The organism is Flavobacterium defluvii (assembly GCF_900129555.1).
In the GTDB taxonomy this organism is placed as follows: Bacteria; Bacteroidota; Bacteroidia; order Flavobacteriales; family Flavobacteriaceae; genus Flavobacterium; species Flavobacterium defluvii.
The window spans coordinates 22,961-45,037 of sequence record NZ_FQWC01000014.1; the positions used below are offsets into that span (position 1 = coordinate 22,961).

Genomic DNA, 22,077 nt, shown 5'->3' on the forward strand with positions numbered 1-22,077 from the left:
ATATACGGGGAAAAGCTGTTTTAGGTTACTTTAATCACAAGCTTTACGACAAAAATATTCTTTTTATTTTTAAATGAAAGCTTATAGTCATTTTTATTATAACCTAATTCGAGTCTTTTTTTGACATTTTCGATGCCTATACCACTTGACTTGTTAAAAATGTCTTCATGATGCGTAATTTCTGGCATTGGATTCGAAATGCTAAAGTGCAGGAAATCACCTTTTACCTTAAATTTAATATCGATTTTTACTTTTCCGGTGTTTTTATTTACACCATGCTTAAAAGCATTTTCTATAAATGTCAGTAAAATCACCGGAGAAATTTCTTTGTCATGAATATCTCCCGAAACCTCCATGTTTACTTCCAGACGATCATCATTTCTGATTCTTTCCAGATCAAGATAATTCTGAATACATAGAATCTCGTTTTCCAGACTTTGTTTTTTTCCTTGCGTATCATAAAGCATATAACGCATCAATTCAGAAAGCTTTAAAACAATTTTAGGCGTTTTATTTGATTTTTCTACAGAAAGAGAATAAATATTATTTAAAGTGTTGAAGAAAAAATGCGGAGAGATTTGAGATTTAAGAAAAAGCAATTCTGTTTCCAGTTGTGATTTCTCTAAATCAGTTACTCTTTTTTGTTCTTTCAAAAAATCTAAAGTGATTTTAATTGCCGTAACAAAAGTCATTACATACAATTCGCCCATCATCATATCAATGGTATAATTAAGCGTCAGTTTATCAATTGTCTGTGGACCTTCCGGCCATACATCATGTGTAATTAAAAGGTAGGTAAGATTAAATTTTACAAGAACCATAGCAAAAATCGCTGATAATACCGCCAGTACATACAGCACATATTTTTTACGATAAACGAGATAAGGCATAAAAACCAGAATATTCAAATAACACAAAGTCATGTGAATTGGAAAACCGAGTAGATTGGTTTTAAGAGAATACAAATAATCATTAAAATAACTTCCCCATCTAAAAGTATTAAAAAGGAAATAAGTAAGCCAAAAAACCACATGATAATATAATGGTATGCGATATAATTTGTTAGAATTGAAATTCATAATATGAGTATGTTTTGTGACTTTTTTTGATGTTTATCTAAGTTTATGTGTTGTCCGTCTAAATAAGTTTTAATAAAAAGTCGGTTTATTTAAATTTAAAGTTAAATTAAGGTTGTTTTATATGAAGAAAATTCTCGTGCCTGCTTTATTTGTAATTCTGGCTACAAGTTGTAAAATAAAGTCATACAAAAATAATAATCAGGAAAATATTTTTGTAAACCACGTTGATCCTTTTATTGGGACAGGCGGACATGGCCATACGTACCCTGGAGCTACGGTTCCTTTTGGGATGTTACAAGTGAGCCCGGATAACGGAATCTCAAGCTGGGACTGGTGTTCTGGTTATCATTATTCAGATTCTATCGTTTCTGGTTTCAGTCATTTACACTTAAGCGGAACAGGAATTGGCGATTTGGCCGACATTTTATTTATGCCGACAAACAAAAAAGTCGATTTAACATTAAAAACAACTTCAAGAGATCAATTACCTTATAAATCATTTTACAGTCATGTTAACGAAAAAGCAGCACCAGGTTCTTACCAGGTTTTTCTTAAGGATCCTAAGATCAATGTAGAACTCACATCTTCACAAAGAACAGCGTATCATAAATATACGTTTACAAAAGGAGACAAACAATCTGTAGTTGTCGATTTAGGATTTGCCATAAACTGGGACAAAGCTGTAAAAACCGGAATTACAATCGAAGACAAATATACTATAAGCGGTTACCGATATAGTAAAGGCTGGGCATTAAATCAAAAAGTATTTTTTGTGGCCAAATTTTCAAAACCTATTACAGAATCAGTTTTAACAGCTGATAAACAAATTGTAAATGCTAAAAAAGCAGATGCAGAAAATACTTCGGTGCAATTGTTTTTTGATACTAAAAACTCGGATGAATTGTATGTAAAAGTTGCGCTTTCATCTGTAAGTGTGGCTAATGCCAAAGATAATCTGGATGGAGAAAAAGCAAATTTCGACACTACGAAATCAGAAGCCGCTTCGGTTTGGAATAAAGCATTAAGCAAAATTAAAGTTGAAACACCAGTAGATTCGTTAAAAACGATTTTTTATACTGCGATGTATCACGCACAAGTTGCCCCTGTAACCTATAGTGATAAAAACGGTCAATTTAGAAAAGAGGATGATCAAATTGTTACAGCAAAAGATTATACCGCCTATTCGACCTTATCACTATGGGATACTTTTAGAGCCGAAAATCCTCTGCTTACTTTACTGGCACCAGAAAAAACATCAGATATTGTAAACTCAATGTTAGCGTATTACGATACCAAAAAAATATTACCGGTCTGGACTTTATACGCCAATGAGACCAATACTATGACAGGATACCATTCCATTCCGGTAATTACTGATGCTTATTTAAAAGGTATAAAAGGTTTTGATGCCGAAAAAGCTTTTGAAGCGATGAAAGCCACGATGATGCAGGACGAGCGCGGTTTAAACTTTTACAAAAAATACGGTTATATACCTTATAATTTATTAGACGAATCGGTTACAATTACCTTAGAATATGCTTACGACGATTGGTGTGTGGCTCAAATGGCAAAAGCTTTAGGAAAAACGGCCGATTATGAATTTTTCTTAAAACGCTCTCAGGCTTATCAATATTTATTTGATCCGAAAACAGGATTCATGAGAGGAAAATCAGATGATGGAAAATCATGGAATGAACCTTTTGACCCGAAACATTCTAACCACAGAGAACACACCGATTATACCGAAGGAAATGCATGGCAGCACAGCTGGTTTGTACCTCATAATGTCGACGATTTTGTAAAACTTCACAGAGGAAATGAAGCATTTACGAAACGCTTAGAACAATTATTTACAGAGAGTTCAGAAATTACAGGAAACAATATTTCGGCAGATATTTCAGGATTAATTGGACAATATGCACACGGAAACGAGCCAAGCCATCATATTGCGTATATGTTCAACCATGCAGGTCAGCCTTGGAGAACACAATATTGGGTACGTCATATTTTAGACACACAATATAATACAACACCAAATGGATTAAGCGGAAACGAAGACTGCGGACAAATGTCGGCGTGGTATGTTTTCAGTTCAATGGGATTATACCCAATGAATCCGGCTTCGGGAGAATATGAAATTGGAAGTCCGATTTTCGAAAAAGCAACCATCAATCTTGAAGGCGGAAAAACGTTTGTTATTGAAGCAGAGAATGTTTCAGACAAAAACTTTTACATACAGTCGGCAACATTAAACGGAGTAGAATTCAATCAAACAGCAATTACACATCAACAGATTTTAAAAGGCGGGGTTTTACATTTTATAATGGGACCTCAGCCAAATAAAAACTGGGGAACAAAAAAATAAACAAAAACAAAAAACGTAACTAACCTACTAACAAATAAATTTAATGGATATTATTGACGTATCGATAATCGTAGCTTACATTCTGCTCTCAGTGAGTATCGGAATTTGGATTTCAAGAAAAGCAAAACAAGGACTGGATGATTATTTTCTTGGCGGAAAAACAATCAAATGGTATTTTTTAGGTCTAAGTAACGGATCTGGAATGTTTGATGTTTCCGGAACTTCCTGGATGATTGGGGTACTTTTTCTGTACGGAGTAAAAAGCTTTATGTTCATGTGGCTTTGGCCAATCTGGAACCAGATTTTCGTAATGATGTTCCTTGCAGTCTGGATTCGAAGATCAAAAGTAATGACAGGTTCTGAGTGGATTTTAACCCGTTTTGGAAGCGATAAAGCCGGAAAAGCATCGCATATTATTGTGGCTATTTTTGCCATTATTTCTACAATTGGTTTCATCGCTTATTTCTTCGAAGGAATCGGAAAATTTGTAACCATTATTCTTCCGTGGGATTTAACGCTTCATTACGGCGATATGATTTTATTGACATCTGAGCGTTCTTATGCCTTGTTAATCATTTTCCTAACAACTATTTATACCGTAAAAGGCGGAATGTTTTCTGTAGTTGCTACAGAAGTGGTTCAATATTTAATCATGATTGTAGCCGGAGTTTTAATTGCCGGATATGCTTTTATTAATTATACCGATATTCAGATAAATTCGATAATTACGCCGGAATGGAAAAATGTTTTCTTCGGATGGCAGTTTGAAACCCAGTGGAGTGATAAATTCCAAACCTTCAATAATTTAATTGATTCTGAAGGTTATAAAATGTTCGGCGCTTTCATCGGAATGACATTATTCAAAGGTTTCTTTGCCAGTGTGGCAGGACCAACGCCAAGTTACGATTTACAAAGAGTTCTTTCTACAAAATCAGTAAAAGAAGCAGCTTATATGAGCGGTTTCACCAATTTAATTTTGTTCATTCCGAGATATTTATTAATAACTGGAATCGTAGTAATTGCGTTGGTAAACTTAGCACCGGAATTAAATGCAAACACAGGATTAAACGGAGCCGATTTAGAATTATTAATGCCAAAAGTGGTCAATTTATACATCCCGGTTGGAATTAAAGGAATTCTTTTAGCAGGTTTATTGGCCGCTTTTATGTCTGGATTTTCCGCTTTTGTAAATGCAGGGCCAGCATATATAGTAAATGATATTTATAAAAAATACTTCAAACCAGTTGCTACAAATCAACATTATATTAAAGTAAGTCAGATTTCTTCTTTCCTTGTAGTTGGTTTAGGAGTTTTCATGGGATTTTTTGCAGATTCAATTAACTCTTTAACGCTTTGGATTACAAGTGCATTATACGGAGGTTACGTAGCAGCTAATTTCCTAAAATGGATCTGGTGGCGTTTTAATGGCTGGGGTTATTTCTGGGGAATGTTCGCCGGATTAATTATTGCTTCGTTTCAATTTATTTTAGGCATGAACAAAGGGAATTTAACCGAAGGTTCTTTTTTATATGATTTATCACAAGTTCAGGCGATTTATCTTTTCCCATTAATATTTGGATTCTCAATTTTAGGTTGTCTTTTGGGAACTTATTTAAGCGAACCGACAGAAATGGGAGTTTTAAAATCATTTTATTCAAACGTAAGACCTTGGGGATTCTGGAATCCGGTTTATAAAGAACTAAAAGCTGAAGATCAGACTTTCGAAAAAAATAATGATTTCTGGCTGGATATGATGAATTGTGCAATTGGAATTATCTGGCAGTCAAGTATGATTTTGCTTCCGATATTCTTTATTATCAGAGATTATCCAAAAGCAATTACAGCTTTGATTGTGTTTTTAGTAACGACTGCGATATTAAAATTTACCTGGTTAGATAAAGTTAGAAAATTGGCGGATTAAGATAAAAGATACAAGAAGCAAGATTTAGAGTAGAGAATTTCTCCAAAGTTTGTCAGTCTGAGCGAAGTCGATGACCACACAAGAAACTCGACAACGTTTGGCGAATTTCTAAGTGGGGAGTCACTTATGAAGATCCTTCCTTCGTCAGGATGACAAGATTAAGAAAATAAAAAACAAACAATAAAAAAATAAAAAAATGAGCAGTATTCCTTGGCAAGACAGACCCGAAAACAGTAAAGATGTAATGTGGAGATATTCTGAAAACCCGATTATCGACAGATATGCGATACCATCATCAAACAGTATTTTTAACAGTGCTGTAGTTCCTTTTGGAGATGGTTATGCGGGAGTTTTCAGATGTGATAATAAAGCGGTTCAAATGAATATTTTTGCCGGCTTTAGTAAAAACGGAATCGATTGGGAAATCAACCACGAACCAATCGTAATGCAGTCTGGTAATACAGATATGATCGAATCTGCTTATAAATACGATCCGCGTGTCGTTTTCATCGAAGATCGTTACTGGATTACATGGTGTAATGGTTACAACGGACCAACTATTGGTATTGGATATACTTTTGACTTTAAAGAGTTTTTTCAATGCGAAAATGCCTTTTTGCCATTCAACAGAAACGGGGTTTTATTTCCGCAAAAAATAAACGGAAAATACGCAATGTTAAGCCGTCCAAGTGATAACGGGCATACGCCATTTGGAGACATCTGGATCAGCTACAGCCCGGATATGAAATACTGGGGAGAACACCGTTTGGTAATGAAACCAAGTCCGTTTGAACAAAGCGCATGGCAGTGTACAAAAGTTGGAGCAGGGCCAATTCCTATTTTAACAAACGAAGGCTGGCTGATGATTTACCATGGCGTTATCAATACCTGCAACGGTTTCCGTTATGCAATGGGTTCGGCGCTTTTAGATGTTGATTCACCAGACAAAGTAAAATACAGAACGCAGCCTTATTTATTAGGGCCTGCAGAAATTTATGAAATGGTTGGAGATGTACCAAATGTAGTTTTTCCATGTGCCGCTTTACACGATACAGAGGAAGATAAACTAGCCGTATATTATGGAGCAGCAGATACTGCCGTAGCAATCGCATTTGGTAAATTAAGTGAAGTAGTTCAGTTTACAAAAGATAACAGTTTATAGAAAAAGCATGCGTTTAAAAATTCATTGGTTAACAGTTGTTTTGGTTTCTTTTTCGGCTGCGGGATTTTCTCAATCGAAAAAAAATACCACTATTCCTAAAACATACGTCGCTTCAAAAACAATAACTCCAATTACAATTGATGGAGATGAATCTGATCCTTCATGGAGTAAAGCAGAGTGGACAGATCTTTTTGAAGATATAGAAAATGGCATTAAACCCAAGTATGCAACAAAAGTTAAAATGCTGTGGGACGAAACCAATTTTTATATTTTGGCAAAAATTGATGAACCACACGTTTGGGCCAATTTAAAGCAGCGCGATACCATAATTTTTTACAACAATGACTTCGAAGTTTTTATAGATCCCGACAGCGATACTTTTAACTATTACGAATTAGAAATAAACGCCTTGAACACTGCTTGGGATCTATTTTTATCAAAACCTTACAGAGAAAATGATCTTGTGGTTTTAAACGACTGGAATCTTACAGGTTTAAAATCAGTAGTTAAAGTTCAGGGAACACTTAATAACCCGAATGATATTGATCAGGGCTGGGTTTTAGAAATGGCGATTCCGTGGGCGGCTTACAAAACCTCTTATTTCGATCAAAACGTACCTGTAGATAAATTCTGGAGAGTCAATTTTTCCAGAGTAAACTGGCAGCATTCAATTGTCGATGGAAAATACGAACGCAAAAAAGATGCTGACGGAAAATTTCTGCCGGAATACAACTGGGTTTGGTCGCCAATGGGTGTAATCAATATGCATGAACCTGAAAAATGGGGTTATGTTTATTTTTCTTCAAAAGAAGGAAAAGATACCTTTACAATTCCGCAGGACGAGAAAGTAAAATGGGAACTTTATAATTTATACAGAGCCCAAAAAGAATATTTTCAAAAGAACAAAAGCTGGGCAAAATCCTTAACAAATCTAACAAAAGATGTTATCAGCATTGATAATAAAGTTTTAAAGCCTATCTTAGAAAACCATTCCAGCGGATATAATATTTCGGTGAAAAGTCCATTTTCTAATCAAACATTTATTATAAAGCAGGACGGAAAAATAATAACAAAATAACCACTATGAAACTACCAAAAGCATTACTTTTTTTATTGGCATTCAGCATTTTTTCGTGTGCCAAAAAAGAAGAAACCACTTCATTTAAATTTGCAGTCTGGACAACCGCAGACGCAAAAAAATCAGACGCAGATTATACCAAAGAATTCAAAAAATACAAAGACGGAGGAATCGACGAAGTATTAATTAATACGACAACAGATCCAAATCTTTTAAAAAGATTAGTGCCGCTTGCCACAAAAGAAGGTTTAAAAGTTCACGCCTGGATTATGGCGATGAACCGCCCAAATGATTCAGTTGCTTTACAGCATCCAGACTGGTATCAGGTAAGCAAAGAAGGAAAATCCTGCTTCGATAATCGTCCGTATGTTGATTATTACCAATGGTTATGCCCAACCCGAAAAGAATCCAGAGAACATGTTTTACATTTAGTGGAAGAACTGGCAAAAGTTGACGGAATTGAAAGCGTTCATTTAGATTATATTCGTTTCCCGGACATCTTTTTACCAATTAGTTTACTGCCAAAATACAACTTGGTTCAGGATATAGAATTACCGCAATTTGATTTTTGTTATTGTGATGAATGTGTAAAAGCATTCGAAAAAATCCACCATAAAAATCCAAAAGAAAGCCACAACACTTCTATCGATATGGAGTGGAAAAACTTTCGTTTAAACGCCATAAAAGCCGTAGTCGATGATGCTTATAAAATTGCACACAAACATAACAAACAATTAACGGCAGCCGTATTTCCTTATCCTGAAATGGCAGATCACATGGTGCGTCAGCGTTGGGACAAATGGAATATCGATGAGGTATATCCAATGATTTACCACAGTTTTTATAATGAAGAAATTGACTGGGTTGGTTATGCTACCAAACAAGGTGTTGCCGATTTAGAAGATAAAAAAACGAAAATCAATACAGGAATTTATATTCCGGGATTGAAAAACGATAAAGAATTGAAAGAAGCTATTTTGTTAGCAAAAGAAAATGGAGCAGTAGGAGTTTCATTTTTCGACGGAAATGCATTGTCTGAAAGTAATTTAAAGACAATCAAAGAAACAAAAGCAAGTTTAAAATAATATTTTCTAAAAGTAACCAGCATGTCAAATAGAAGAGATTTTATCAAAAAAGCAGCTTTAGGCGCAGCAGCCGTAAGCTCAATTGGTTTTAACGGATTTGCAAAAGAGAAAGAAAATGAAAAAGAAGGCGCATTAGAATTTCCTTCAAAAAAAGTAAAAAAACCGGTTGTGATTTCAACATGGAATCACGGTTTGCCTGCCAATCAGGAAACCTGGAAACAGCTAAAAGCAGGAAAATCACCTTTAGAAGCAATTGAAGCCGGAATGAAAATTCCCGAAGCCGATCCAAATGTGCGAAGCGTAGGTTACGGCGGATATCCGGATCGTGAAGGAAAAGTAACGCTGGATGCTTGTATTATGGACCATAACAGTAATTGTGGTTCGGTTTGTTTTTTACAAGGAATTATGCATCCAATTTCTGTAGCAAAAAGAGTTTTAGAAAACACTCCACACGTAATGCTGGCCGGACAAGGAGCTTTACAATTTGCTTTATCAGAAGGATTTAAAGAAGAAAATCTACTAACTCCGGAATCAGAAAGAGACTGGAAAAAATGGCTGGAAGATTCAAAATACAAACCAGTTATTAATATAGAAAACCATGATACCATAAGCATGCTAATGTTAGACCAGGATGGAAACCTTTCTGGTGGCTGTACTACGAGTGGTGCTGCCTGGAAGATGCACGGCCGCGTCGGTGACTCCCCAATAATCGGCGCGGGTCTTTTCCTGGATAACGAAGTAGGAGCTGCAGCGGCAACCGGTTTGGGTGAAGCTGTAATCAGAACCGCCGGAAGTGCGATGGTGGTAGAATTAATGCGTCAGGGAAAATCGCCTTATGATGCCTGCAAAGAAATTACAGAACGTATTTACAACAAACACAAAAACCACAAAGACATGGAATATCTGCAGGTTGGTTTTATCGCTTTAAATAAAAACGGTGAACACGCAGGTTACAGTTTGAGATCTGGTTTCAACTTTGCTGTTTCCGATGACGAAAAAGGACACAGAATGGAAGACGCGAAATTTAAAATGTCGTGGGATAAATAAAAATGCTATGCGGGAACTTTGTCAAGGTTTTAAACTTTGACAAAGTTGAATCGCGAATAAATTTTAAACACATAGTAACATAGATTTTCTCTCACAATCTATCCCGATAATAATCGGGGCTATGTGTTCAAACAAAACAAAGAATGAAAAAAACAATATCCATATTATCATTACTAATTACCTCGGTTTTATCTATAAATGCTCAGGAAAAAGTTCCGTTTTGGCAGAATGAAAAAATCAATGAAGATAATAGAGAGCCAATGCACGCCGCCTATTATGTTTTTGAAAATGAAAGTTTAGCCGTTAAAAACGAATGGAGACAATCTAAAAATTATCTTGACATTAACGGAGCCTGGAAATTCAAATATGTAGAAAATCCGGATGCGCTTCCAAAAGATTTTGAGAAAACTGATTTTAATGATAAAGCTTGGGATAATTTCAAAATTCCGGCAAGCTGGGATGTAAACGGTTATGGATATCCGGTTTATGTAAATACCACTTATGACTTTGATTATTTAATGGCGCCAAATCCGCCGTTTGTGCCAACAAAATACAATCCGACAGGAGTTTACAGAAGAGAAATTACAATCGATAAATCCTGGGAAGGAAAAGATATCTTTCTTCATATCGGAACAGCAAAATCAAACTTAACCGTTTGGGTAAATGGTGTTTATGTAGGTTATGGTGAAGATGGAAAATTACCTTCTGAATTCAAATTAAACAAATACGTAAAAACCGGAAAAAATACCATTGTACTTCAGGTAATGAAATGGAATGATGGTTCGTATTTAGAATGTCAGGACATGTGGAGAATGAGCGGTATTACTCGTGATTCTTATTTAGTTGCGAGAAATAAAGCGCATTTAAACGACTTCGAAATTATTCCAGATCTTGATGCCAATTACGTAAACGGAAGTTTAAAAATATCCACTCAATTTTCTGACTTGGATAAAAAAGACAGTTATACATTAGACGTTCAGTTAAAAGACGGTGACAAAATTATAACGTCCAAAAATATTTCCGCTTTAAGCGAAAAACAAACTTTTGATTTTGCAGTAGAAAATCCGAAGAAATGGAGTGCCGAAATTCCGAATTTATATCAGGTACGTTTTATTTTAAAAGATAAAAAAGGAACTGTAATTGAAGTTATCAATCAAAATGTTGGGTTTAGAAAAGTAGAAATTAAAGGCGGACAACTTTTAGTAAATGGAAAAGCGATTTACATAAAAGGAGTCAACCGTCATGAAATTGATCCAGTTACCGGACAAACAATTTCAAGAGAAAGAATGGAAGAGGATATTAAATTGATGAAAGAATTTAATATCAATGCCGTGAGAATGTCGCATTATCCAAATGACGAATATTTCTACGAATTATGCGATAAATACGGAATTTATGTTGTGGATGAAGCCAATATAGAATCGCACGGAATGGGGTATGATATTACCAAAACTCTGGGTAATAAACCAGATTGGGAATTAGCACACATTCAGCGTATGCAGCGTATGATTGAGAGAGATAAAAACCATGCATCGGTTATTATCTGGAGTATGGGGAACGAAGCCGGAAACGGTTACAACTTTTACAGAGGATATTTGTGGATTAAAAACCGTGATAAATCAAGACCAATTCAGTACGAAAGAGCCACTGCAGGCGCTTGGGACGGAAAAGATTTAAAATTCGAATGGGATTCTGATATTATCGACCCGATGTACAGTTCTCCAAACAAAATGGAAGAATATATTCTGGCAAATCCAAATCCGTCAAGACCTTATATTCAGTGCGAATATGCGCATGCAATGGGAAATTCAATGGGAAATTTTAAAGATTATTGGGATGTCATTCGTAAATATCCAAACTTTCAGGGAGGTTTCATTTGGGATATGATCGATCAGTCGGTTTATAAAAAACTGGACAACGGAATTACGATTTTGGCTTACGGAGGAGATTTTGGACCAAAAGATGTAAAAAGCGATAATAACTTTGTAAACAACGGAGTTTTTACGGTAGACAGAAAACCAAATCCGCATGCACTTGAAGTAAAAAATGTAATGCAGAATATTTTGACTTCCTGGGAAAATCAGGAAACTGCAGCAATAAAAGTTTACAATGAATTTTCGTTTAAGGATCTAAGCAATATAACTCTGCACTGGACCTTAATTTTAGACGGAGTAAAAGAAACATCAGGTTCAATTGATTATTTAGCAATCGATCCAAGACAGTCAAAAACATATACTTTGCCAATTAAATTAGGCGATAAAAAGTTTCAGGAAGCTTTTGTAAATATATCTTATACTTTAAAAGAGGCAGAACCATTTTTACCAAAAGGTTTTGAAATCGCATATGAACAATTAGCGTATAAAGGAACTTGGAAAAATGATATAAAAATCGAAGGCACTTCAAAAATTTCTGTAGAGAAAAAAGCAAATGCAACGGTTTTTAAAAGTGATAAAGCCGAAATTACTTTCGACAAAAAAACAGGATTCATCAGCGGATATTCATTCAATAATTTACCAATTGTAAAAGATGGTTATCAATTGCGTCCAAATTTCTGGAGAGCACCAAACGACAATGATTTTGGAGCCAATTTTCAGGTAAATTTAAAAGCATGGAAAGATGCAACAGAAAATCCAACTTTGGTAAACTGGACATTTTCTCCAACAAAAAACAATACAATTTTAGTAAAAGCAACTTATAGTTTAGCTTCTGTTTCTTCTACTTTAGAATTGAATTATGAATTCAACGGAAACGGAGAATTAGTCGTAAAAGAAGTTTTAAATATTGATAAAACAAAAGAACAGCCAATTTTGCCAAGATTTGGAATGGAAATAATTGTTCCGAGAGATTTTAGCAATATGACGTATTACGGAAAAGGTCCTCACGAAAATTACATCGACAGAAATTACAGTTCAAAAGTAGGATTGTATACACAAACCGTTTCAGAACAATATTATCCATACATTCGTCCGCAAGAAACGGGAAATAAAACAGATATTCGCTTTTTAGAATTATCAGGAGATAAATTAAAGTTAACTGTAACGTCGGATGAATTATTATCCATTACAGCTTTACATTTCTTAAATGAAGATTTAGACGACGGACTGCAAAAAGACCAGAGACATGCTGCCGAATTGAAAGAAAGAGATTTAACAAGTTTAAAAATCGATTACAAACAAATGGGAGTGGGCGGAATCGACAGCTGGCAGGCATGGCCAATGGAAAAATATCTTTTGAGAGGAAAAAATTATCAGTATCAATTTAAAATAACACCATCTTTAAAATAATTAGAATATGAGAATTATAAAATCTTATTTGATAATCGGTTTTCTTGCTCTTGTAACTTCTTCGTATGCGCAGAAAGTTTATACAGAGAAAGACATTCGTATCATTCCAAAACCAACTCAGACTCTAATAAAAACCGGTGTTTTTGAATTTAATAAAGATACAAAGTTTGTGACCAATACTGATTTTCAAAAAGATGCTGCCAATGCTTTGGCTTCTAAATTTGCTATTGCGGCAGGATGGAAACCAGAAACAATCACAAAAGCTCCAGCGAGTAATTTTGTTCAGTTTAAAGTTGACCCAAACTTAAAAAATGAAGCCTATATTTTAGACGTAAATTCAAACAATATTGTTATTTCTGCTAAAGGAAATGCCGGATTTTTATATGCTTTAGAAAGTATCAGACAATTACTTCCTGAAGCAATAGAAAGCCAATATGCTATTTCCTCTGCAAAATGGCAGATTCCAAGTTTAACAATTACAGATGAACCACGATTTAAATGGAGAGGTTTAATGCTCGATTTATCACGTCATTTTTTTGATAAAAATTATATTCTGGCCACAATTGACCGACTTGCAATGCACAAAATGAACGTTCTGCACTTACATTTAGTAGACGATCAGGGATGGAGAATTGAAATTAAAAAATACCCAAAACTAACTGAAGTTGGCGCCTGGAGAGTAAATCAGGAAAACGTATCATGGAATGCCAGATTAGCAACGAATCCTGATGAAAAAGGAACTTACGGAGGTTTTTTTACGCAGGAAGAATTAAAAGAAATCGTAAAATATGCAGCTTCTAAAAACATTGAAGTAATTCCGGAAATCGAAATGCCGGCGCACGTAAGCAGTGCTATTGCATCGTATCCTGAACTGGCTTGTTTTGATCAGCGTATTGGCGTTCCGTCTGGCGGAGTTTGGCCTATTACTGATATTTATTGTGCAGGAAAAGAAACGACGTTTGAATTTCTTCAAAATGTATTAGATGAAGTAATGACGATTTTTCCATCAAAATATATCCATATTGGTGGAGATGAAGCTACCAAAACCAATTGGGCAAAATGTCCGTACTGCCAAAAAAGAATCAAAGATGAGGGTTTAAAAAGTGTTGAAGAATTACAAAGTTATTTTGTAAAACGTATTGAAAAATACATCAATTCAAAAGGGAAAAAAGTAATTGGCTGGGATGAAATTCTGGAAGGCGGTTTAGCTCCGGAAGCTACGGTTATGAGCTGGAGAGGCATGAAAGGTGGAGTTGAAGCTGCAGATCAGGGACATGATGTTATTATGACTCCGGAATCTCCTTGTTATTTCAACTTTTATCAGGGACCTCAAAATGAAGAACCTTTGGCTTTTGATGCTTACAATCCGTTGAGCGAAGTGTACAAATTTGATCCTGTAGTTTCTACAATGTCACCTCAGGAAGCGGCACATGTTTTAGGAGGACAAGCGAATTTATGGGCTGAATATTTATCACTGCCAAAAGATTCTGAATATATGATTTTTCCAAGACTGGCTGCATTATCAGAAACACTATGGAGTCCGAAAGAAAAACGCAGCTGGAATGATTTTTCAACGAGATTATTTTCATTGTTCAAACGTTACGATTATTTAGGAATTAATTATGCAAAAAGTGCTTATTTGGTAACGTCTTCTTCAACTGCAGATTTACCAAATAAACAAATCAAAGTCGAACTGAAAAATGAATTTCCAAATCCGGATATCCGTTATGTTTTGGGAGACAAAAACATCGATCATCACGCTGTAAAATATACCAGTCCAATTGAATTTAAAGAAACTACAATTTTAAAAGCTTCTTTATTTCAGGACGAAAAACCAGTTGGGAAAACTTTTACCGATACTATTATTTTCCATAAAGCTTTTTCGCAAAAAGTAAAATACTTAACGCCTTATAATCAGAATTATAAAGGTGATGCCAATACAATGGTCAATACTATTAGAGGAAGTAAAAATTACCATGACGGACAATGGCAGGCGTGGCTTGTAAATGATATGGAACTGGTTATTGATTTTGAAAAACAGGAAAGTATCGAGCAGGTAATCGTAGGAACTCTTGAAAGTCAGGGAGCTGGAGTTAATTTTCCGATTGAAGTTAAAGTTTTGATTTCTAATGATGGAATTAAATACAAACAAGTTGGAAAAATTATGCGTCCTTATGCTGTTAATGCAGTTCCGGAACTGAAGGATTTTAAAATCAATTTTCAAAGACAAAACACCCGTTTTGTAAAAGTAATAGCAGGAAATTTAAAGAAAAGTCCTAAAGGAGAAAGTTCATGGCTGTTTGTTGACGAAATTCTTGTGAACTAAACATTTACAACGTTTAAATTTTACAAAGTTTAAGCGACGTCCGGACACTTTGTCTAAAAAATTTAAATGTAATTTTTACAATTAAAAAAGAAGAACAAAAACAAAAACTATAAATAGAATAAAGATGAAAAGAGGAATATTCATAATCGCGTTATTATTTTCCGTACAAATGTTTTCGCAGGCCATTTATGAAGATGAGCGTTATGTACCGGAAACAGATCCGTTAGTATTGAAAAATCTGGAACAATGGCAGGGTAAAAAATTTGGATTATTAATGCACTGGGGAACCTACAGCCAATGGGGAATTGTAGAGTCATGGTCAATTTGTCCGGAAGATTATGGATGGTGCGAACGTAAAAAAGGAAGTAATCCATCAAACTATAATCAATATGTTGCCGATTATGAAGGTTTAAAAAAGACTTTTAACCCAACAAAATTTGATCCGGTAAAATGGGCAAAAGCAGCAAAAGCAGCCGGAATGAAATACATGGTTTTTACCACCAAACACCATGACGGATTTAATATGTACGACACGAAATATTCTGATTATAAAATCACAGATAAAGACTGCCCTTTCAGCACAAATCCAAAAGCCGATGTTTTAAAAGAAGTTTTTAATGCTTTTAGAGCCGAGAATATTTCAACGGGAGCCTATTTCTCAAAACCAGACTGGCATAATGAAAATTACTGGGATCCGTATTTCCCGCCTTTCGACAGAAACGTAAATTACGACCCATCATTATATCCTGAAAAATGGCAGAAATATGTTGATTTTACACATAACCAGATTTTAGAAATTCTTACGAACTACGGAAAAGTAGATATTTTGTGGCTTGACGGAGGCTGGGTTAGAAAAAGAGATCAGGTAAACATCAAAGAAAACTACGATGAGAAATTTGCTGAAAACGAATCTAAAAACGGTTTCATCAAACACAGAGTAGTAGATCAGGATCCTAAAATGGATGAATTGGTTGCAAAAGCACGTCAGAAACAACCGGGATTAATTGTAGTAGACAGAGCAGTTCACGGTAAAAACCAAAACTATTTAACGCCTGAAGGCCGTGTTCCTGCAAAAACACTGCCTTATCCTTGGGAATCTTGTATTACTTCTGGCGGCGGATGGTCGTATACGCCAGACGCAAAATACATGACCGGAAGACAAGGTATTCACATGTTAGTTGATATTGTAGCAAAAGGCGGAAACTTATTACTGAATGTTGCGCCAAGTCCGGAAGGAGAATGGCAGCAGGGAGCTTACGATTTATTACAAGCTTACGCTGACTGGATGAAAGTAAACAGTGTAGCCATTTATGATACAAAACCAATCGAACCTTTTAAAGAAGATAATATCTGTTTTACACAAAACAAAGCCGGAAACGTATTTGCCTTTTATTTAGCAAAAGATGGAGAAGATAAAATTCCTGCAGAAGTTACTGTGAAATCGATCAGTCCTAAAAAAGGAACAAAAATTACCATGTTAGGTTCTAAAACTTCTTTAAAGTGGACAAAAGAAGGAAACGGATTTAAAGTAGTAATTCCAGAAAGTCTTAGAAATAATTTACCTGCAAAAGAAGCCTGGACTTTAAAAATTGAAGCTATTAACAGATAAAAATATGTTTTCAATACCCAAAATAATATCAAGAACAGCATGTATTTTTTATATGCTGTTTTTTAGCATCATAATTTCTGCTCAAACACCAGCCGATTTTGTGAATCCGTTTATAGGAACGTCTAATTACGGAGCGGCTTTTCCCGGACCAATTGCTCCACGCGGAATGGCAAGTATCAGTCCGTTTAATGTTGCCGGAGTAAAAAATACGCCAATGGAAAAAGATAGTCAGTGGCTTTCGAATCCTTATGTAAATGAAAATACGTTTTTGACTGGATTTTCTCAGGTGAATTTAAGCGGTGTCGGCTGTCCGGAATTAGGTGTCATCTTATTAATGCCAACAACAGGTGAAGTTCAAATCGATCATTTAAAATATGGATCGACTTATTCTAATGAAATGGCAAAAGCCGGATACTATAGTGTAGATATCAACAAGTATAAAGTAAAAGGCGAATTTACTGCTTCAAAACGAGTTGGAGTAAGCCGATTCACTTTCCCGAAAGGGCAGTCAAATATTTTATTAAATCTTGGTTTAGGATTAACAAATGAAGAAGGCGCAATGGTAAGAGTGGTTTCTTCGACAGAAATTGAAGGAATGCGTTCTGTAGGATCCTTTTGTTATAATAGTCCGGAAGATGCTTATCCGGTTTATTTCGCTGCTAAATTTTCTAAACCTGCCGATAAATTCGGAGTTTGGAAAAAACCTTCGAAATATAATGGTGTTGAAGCACAATGGATGGGATACAACGGAAAAGCGAGAATGATGGAAAATACAATCAAAACCGTTGTAGGCGATAGTATTGGAAGTTATTTTAGATATAATTTTGATAAAGAAGAAACGGTTGAAGTTAAAATTGGAATTTCGTATGTAAGCATCGAAAACGCTCACGAAAACTTAGAAAAAGAAGTTGGAAACAAATCTTTTGATGCTGTTTACAAAGAAACATATGACGAATGGAACGAAGAACTTTCTAAAATTTCAGTTGAAGGCGGTTCAAAAGATGACAAAACAATTTTCTACACAGCTTTATATCACACTTTAATTCATCCAAATATTTTAAATGATTGTAATGGCGAATACCCAGTAATTAAAAGAAGTAAAATTGGTAAAACCGATGGAACACGTTATACAGTATTCTCATTATGGGATACGTACAGAAATCTGCATCAGTTAATGTCTTTGGTTTATCCAAAACAGCAATCGGATATGGTAAAAAGTATGCTTGACATGTTTGATGAAAACAGCTGGTTACCTAAATGGGAATTGAATTCGACAGAGACTTTTACTATGGTTGGAGATCCGGCAAGTATTGTAATTACAGATACTTACTTAAAAGGGATTCATGATTTTGATGTTCAGAAAGCTTATTACGCTATGCTAAAAGGAGCAGATCAGATAGAAAATAATCCGCTTCGTCCGGGATTGAAAGATTATATCAAAAAAGGATATTTGACTACCGACAGCAAAGGTCCGGTTTCGACGACTCAGGAATACAATATTTCAGATTATTGTATTTCGCTTATGGCCAATGAATTTGGAGATAAAGCCAATGTAAAACGTTTTAAAAATCGTTCCTTATCATACAGAAAATTATTTGATAAAAAATTAAATCTGCTTCGCCCAAGAATAGCAAACGGAAATTGGTACGAACCTTTTGATCCAAATTCAGGAGCTAATTTTGAAGAAAATGTTGGTTTTATTGAAGGAAATGCATGGCAGTACGCTTTTATGGTTCCTCATGACATTAACGGATTGAAGAAATTAATGGGCGGCGATAAAGCATTTTCGGCACAATTGCAGAAAATATTCGACATAAAACAATTTGATATGGCAAACGAGCCGGATATCGCGAATCCGTATTTGTTTAATTATGTGAAAGGCGAAGAATATAAAGCTCAGGAAATGGTAAAGAAATTGGTTCGCGAATATTTCAAAAATGAACCAAAAGGACTGCCGGGAAATGACGATACAGGAACAATGTCGGCTTGGTTAGTGTATTCTATGATGGGAATTTATCCAATTTCTCCAGGCGATCCAATTTACACCATTACAACGCCAATGTTTGATAAAGTAACGATCAAATTAGATTCAAAATATTATAAAAATGAAAGTATTGTGATTGAAAAAGAAGTTAATAACGACGGAAAAATCAAAGCAATACAATTAAACGGAAAAGCACTGAACAGTTATTTTATTTCGCACGAAGATCTTGTGAATGGAAAAACGTTGAAAGTGATCCAAAATTAAACTCTCACAACTATGTTACAACTCAAAATCAAAAAAACAGCCATTATTTGTGTAATGGCTGTAGGTTTTTTTAACCTGAGCTATTCGCAGAAAAAATATCCGTATCAGGATGCAAAATTACCGGTAGAAGATAGGGTAAAAGACTTGTTAAGCCGTATGTCGCTTGAAGAAAAAGTGCGCCAGATGGATATGTACAAAGGCGAATTTTTTAAAGAAAAAGAAGATTTTTCCAAATCAAAATCTGATGCAAAAATTGGGAATTTAGGAATAGGAGCGATTCATGATATTTATCCTCGTTCGGCAAAAATGATTAATGATCTGCAAAGCGAAATCATCAAAAAAAATAAATGGGGAATTCCTGCCCTGATTATGTGCGAGATGCTGCACGGCTATTTAGATGAAGGAAGTACAGCTTTTCCAATGAATATTGGCCTTGGCGCAACCTGGGATACAAATGTAATGGACAAAGTCGGGAAAGTGATTGCGATGGAAGCAAGATCACACGGAGTTCATTTTGGTTTAGGTCCAAATTTAGATTTAGGCCGCGAACCACGCTGGGGACGTGTGGCAGAAACTTTTGGTGAAGATGCCTATCTAAACAGCGAAATTGGTTTGGCTTTTATTAAAGGAATGCAGGGAGACGATTTAAAATCAGACCGTTCGATCATTGCAGAACCTAAGCATTTTGCAGTTCACGGTATTCCACAGGCAGGAGGAAATTCTTCGCCAATTTTGGTTGGAGAACGTTCGGCGAGAGAAGACCATCTTCCATCATTTGAAAAAGCATTTAGAAAAGGAGGCGCATTGGGAACTATGTGTGCGTATTCAGAATTAGACGGAATTCCTTGTGCCGCTAATCATTGGTTATTGACCGATGTTTTGAGAAACGAATGGGGTTTTAAAGGAATTGTAGTTTCAGATTTAGGTGCTATAAAATATCTTCAGGTAACACATTATGTTACAAGTTCTCCAAAAGAAAGCATTAGAGAAGCCATTGCTGCGGGAGTTGATATGCAGTTTTATGATTTTACAAATGAGTTTTGGCAAAACACTATTATAGAATTAGTAAACGAAAAGAAACTTACAATGGAGCAGATTGACCGTGCTGCCGGAGGAGTTTTGAGATTGAAATTTTTATTAGGATTATTTGAAAATCCATACACAGATAAAAATTTAATTAAAGAGCGTTTTCATACCAAAGAAAATCAAAATGTTGCTCTGGAAGCGGCTCAAAAATCTATGGTTTTATTAAAAAATGACAACAATACACTGCCTTTAAGCAAAAACTTAAAAAATATTGCGGTTATCGGGCCAAATGCAAATGCTTCAAGATTGGGAGGATATGCTCCAAAAAACAGTATTGGAATGACGGTTTACGAAGGTATCCAGCAGTTGGTTGGCAAAACAGCCAATGTAGTTTACGAAGAAGGCGTTCCATTGATTGTAAAAGGACAAATTATTCCATCGAAATATTTATTTACTCCGGATGAATCTCAAAACGGGCTAAAAGGAGAATATTTTAATAACCGAAATGTTGAAGGAACTCCGGCATTAACACGTATTGACAGCCAATTAGAGTTTGACTGGCCTTGGTCTCCCGGCGATGGCGTTACCGATGATGATTTTTCTATTAGATGGACAGGTTACATAAAATCAGATAAATCTTTTGATGGCTGGTTAGGCTTAAGTTCTGATGATGGAATCAGAATGTGGATTGACGATCAATTGGTAATCGACAACTGGACAAAAGGAGCAACGAGCATGGTTACGACTCCAAAAAACATCGAAGCAGGAAAAAAATACAAAGTCCGCATTGAAATGTGGGAAGGCGGCTGGGGAGCCAGAGCTCATTTACGCTGGAATTTAGAAAAAGTAAACTTACAGCCTGCCATCGATGCTGCTAAGAAAGCCGATGTTGCTATTGTAGTTTTAGGAGAATCAAATGAATTGGTCGAAGAAAACCGAGATGTAGCTTCATTAGACTTATTTGGAATGCAGCAGGAACTAATTGAAGAAATTCATAAAACAGGAACTCCGGTAGTTTGTGTATTGTTAAACGGTCGCCCGCTGTCTACAAACTGGATTGCCGAAAACATCCCGGCTGTGGTTGAAGGCTGGTTTCCGGGAGAATTGGGCGGGAGAGCAGTTGCTGATGTTTTATTTGGGGATTATAATCCTGGTGGAAGAATGCCAATTACAGTTCCAAAATCTGTTGGACAGTTACCTATATATTATAACCAAAAACGATCTGCAATTCATAGATATGTCGCCGAAAGCGAACATCCGTTATATACATTTGGTTACGGATTGAGTTATACAAAGTTTGAGTATTCAAATTTAAAAATCAGTTCAAAAGAAATTAAAGCTGACGGCGAATTAAAAGTTTCTGTTGATGTTAAAAACATTGGAGACAGAGACGGAGATGAAGTTGTGCAATTATATATTAAGGATGTGTACAGCAGTACAACAACACCTGAAAAAACCTTAAAAGGATTTAAAAGATTAAATATTAAAAAAGGGGAAGTAAAAACAGTTGAGTTTACATTAACACCTGATGAGTTATCTATTTGGAACAGAGAAATGAAACGCGTTGTTGAACCTGGTGATTTTGAAGTTATGGCTGGTGGAAATTCTACGGATCTGCTTAAAACAAATTTTAAAGTTTTAAACTAATTTGATGAAAACCAATAATATGTTTAACGATTAAGATAATTAAAAAAGAATGTTGTTAAAAAAAAGATAAATCACTCAGATTAATGCGATCAAGGTGTTGAAAATAAAGAGGATAAAGCTTACAATTTAAAACGTTTTCGCGGCCTTAAATTATAAATGTATTCCCAACACCTTTTCAAAATTGTCATTTGTCGAAATTA

At 35.3% G+C, this 22,077-nt stretch carries 12 protein-coding genes; 11 read left to right on the forward strand and 1 reads right to left on the reverse strand.

The window, feature by feature from the left end; genetic code table 11:
- Positions 1-20: 20 nt before the first annotated feature.
- Positions 21-1,079: a sensor histidine kinase gene (locus tag BUC29_RS20620; protein WP_073418398.1), complete on the reverse strand. Its 1,059-nt coding sequence runs from the start codon at positions 1,077-1,079 to the stop codon at positions 21-23.
- 121 nt (positions 1,080-1,200) lie between these two features.
- Here BUC29_RS20620 and BUC29_RS20625 point away from each other — a divergent pair, with 121 nt between their 5' ends.
- From BUC29_RS20625 to BUC29_RS20675, 11 genes are all read left to right on the forward strand, one after another.
- Entirely contained in the window at positions 1,201-3,444 is a 2,244-nt protein-coding gene (locus BUC29_RS20625; protein ID WP_073418400.1) for a GH92 family glycosyl hydrolase, read from the forward strand.
- A 43-nt stretch (positions 3,445-3,487) separates the two neighbouring features.
- Entirely contained in the window at positions 3,488-5,365 is a 1,878-nt protein-coding gene (locus tag BUC29_RS20630; protein WP_073418402.1) for a sodium:solute symporter family protein, read from the forward strand.
- Positions 5,366-5,561: 196 nt separating this feature from the next.
- Complete coding sequence (locus BUC29_RS20635) at positions 5,562-6,527, forward strand: glycoside hydrolase family 130 protein (RefSeq protein ID WP_073418404.1); 966 nt, start codon at positions 5,562-5,564, stop codon at positions 6,525-6,527.
- A 7-nt stretch (positions 6,528-6,534) separates the two neighbouring features.
- On the forward strand, positions 6,535-7,605 hold the full coding sequence (locus BUC29_RS20640) for a carbohydrate-binding family 9-like protein (protein ID WP_073418406.1): 1,071 nt from the start codon (positions 6,535-6,537) through the stop codon (positions 7,603-7,605).
- A gap of 5 nt (positions 7,606-7,610) precedes the next feature.
- Positions 7,611-8,690, forward strand: coding sequence for a putative glycoside hydrolase (locus tag BUC29_RS20645; protein ID WP_073418408.1), 1,080 nt, complete (start codon positions 7,611-7,613; stop codon positions 8,688-8,690).
- Between the two features lie 21 nt (positions 8,691-8,711).
- Positions 8,712-9,737 (forward strand): isoaspartyl peptidase/L-asparaginase family protein, encoded by a 1,026-nt coding sequence (locus BUC29_RS20650; RefSeq protein ID WP_139260578.1) that lies wholly within the window; start codon positions 8,712-8,714, stop codon positions 9,735-9,737.
- Between the two features lie 143 nt (positions 9,738-9,880).
- Entirely contained in the window at positions 9,881-13,021 is a 3,141-nt protein-coding gene (locus BUC29_RS20655) for a beta-galactosidase, LacZ type (RefSeq protein WP_073418410.1), read from the forward strand.
- Positions 13,022-13,028: 7 nt separating this feature from the next.
- Positions 13,029-15,347: a family 20 glycosylhydrolase gene (locus tag BUC29_RS20660; protein WP_073418413.1), complete on the forward strand. Its 2,319-nt coding sequence runs from the start codon at positions 13,029-13,031 to the stop codon at positions 15,345-15,347.
- A gap of 124 nt (positions 15,348-15,471) precedes the next feature.
- Positions 15,472-16,956, forward strand: coding sequence for an alpha-L-fucosidase (locus tag BUC29_RS20665; protein ID WP_073418415.1), 1,485 nt, complete (start codon positions 15,472-15,474; stop codon positions 16,954-16,956).
- Positions 16,957-16,960: 4 nt separating this feature from the next.
- Entirely contained in the window at positions 16,961-19,204 is a 2,244-nt protein-coding gene (locus BUC29_RS20670) for a GH92 family glycosyl hydrolase (protein WP_073418417.1), read from the forward strand.
- 12 nt (positions 19,205-19,216) lie between these two features.
- Positions 19,217-21,877 carry a glycoside hydrolase family 3 protein gene (locus BUC29_RS20675; protein ID WP_073418419.1) on the forward strand — a complete coding sequence of 887 codons (2,661 nt, stop codon included), beginning with the start codon at positions 19,217-19,219 and terminating at the stop codon, positions 21,875-21,877.
- Positions 21,878-22,077 lie beyond the last annotated feature (200 nt).

Coding starts and splice junctions, on each gene's coding strand:
- BUC29_RS20620 (WP_073418398.1), bottom strand. CDS start 1,079: ATGAATTTCAATTCTAACAAATTATATCGCATACCATTATATTATCAT.
- BUC29_RS20625 (WP_073418400.1), top strand. CDS start 1,201: ATGAAGAAAATTCTCGTGCCTGCTTTATTTGTAATTCTGGCTACAAGT.
- BUC29_RS20630 (WP_073418402.1), top strand. CDS start 3,488: ATGGATATTATTGACGTATCGATAATCGTAGCTTACATTCTGCTCTCA.
- BUC29_RS20635 (WP_073418404.1), top strand. CDS start 5,562: ATGAGCAGTATTCCTTGGCAAGACAGACCCGAAAACAGTAAAGATGTA.
- BUC29_RS20640 (WP_073418406.1), top strand. CDS start 6,535: ATGCGTTTAAAAATTCATTGGTTAACAGTTGTTTTGGTTTCTTTTTCG.
- BUC29_RS20645 (WP_073418408.1), top strand. CDS start 7,611: ATGAAACTACCAAAAGCATTACTTTTTTTATTGGCATTCAGCATTTTT.
- BUC29_RS20650 (WP_139260578.1), top strand. CDS start 8,712: ATGTCAAATAGAAGAGATTTTATCAAAAAAGCAGCTTTAGGCGCAGCA.
- BUC29_RS20655 (WP_073418410.1), top strand. CDS start 9,881: ATGAAAAAAACAATATCCATATTATCATTACTAATTACCTCGGTTTTA.
- BUC29_RS20660 (WP_073418413.1), top strand. CDS start 13,029: ATGAGAATTATAAAATCTTATTTGATAATCGGTTTTCTTGCTCTTGTA.
- BUC29_RS20665 (WP_073418415.1), top strand. CDS start 15,472: ATGAAAAGAGGAATATTCATAATCGCGTTATTATTTTCCGTACAAATG.
- BUC29_RS20670 (WP_073418417.1), top strand. CDS start 16,961: ATGTTTTCAATACCCAAAATAATATCAAGAACAGCATGTATTTTTTAT.
- BUC29_RS20675 (WP_073418419.1), top strand. CDS start 19,217: ATGTTACAACTCAAAATCAAAAAAACAGCCATTATTTGTGTAATGGCT.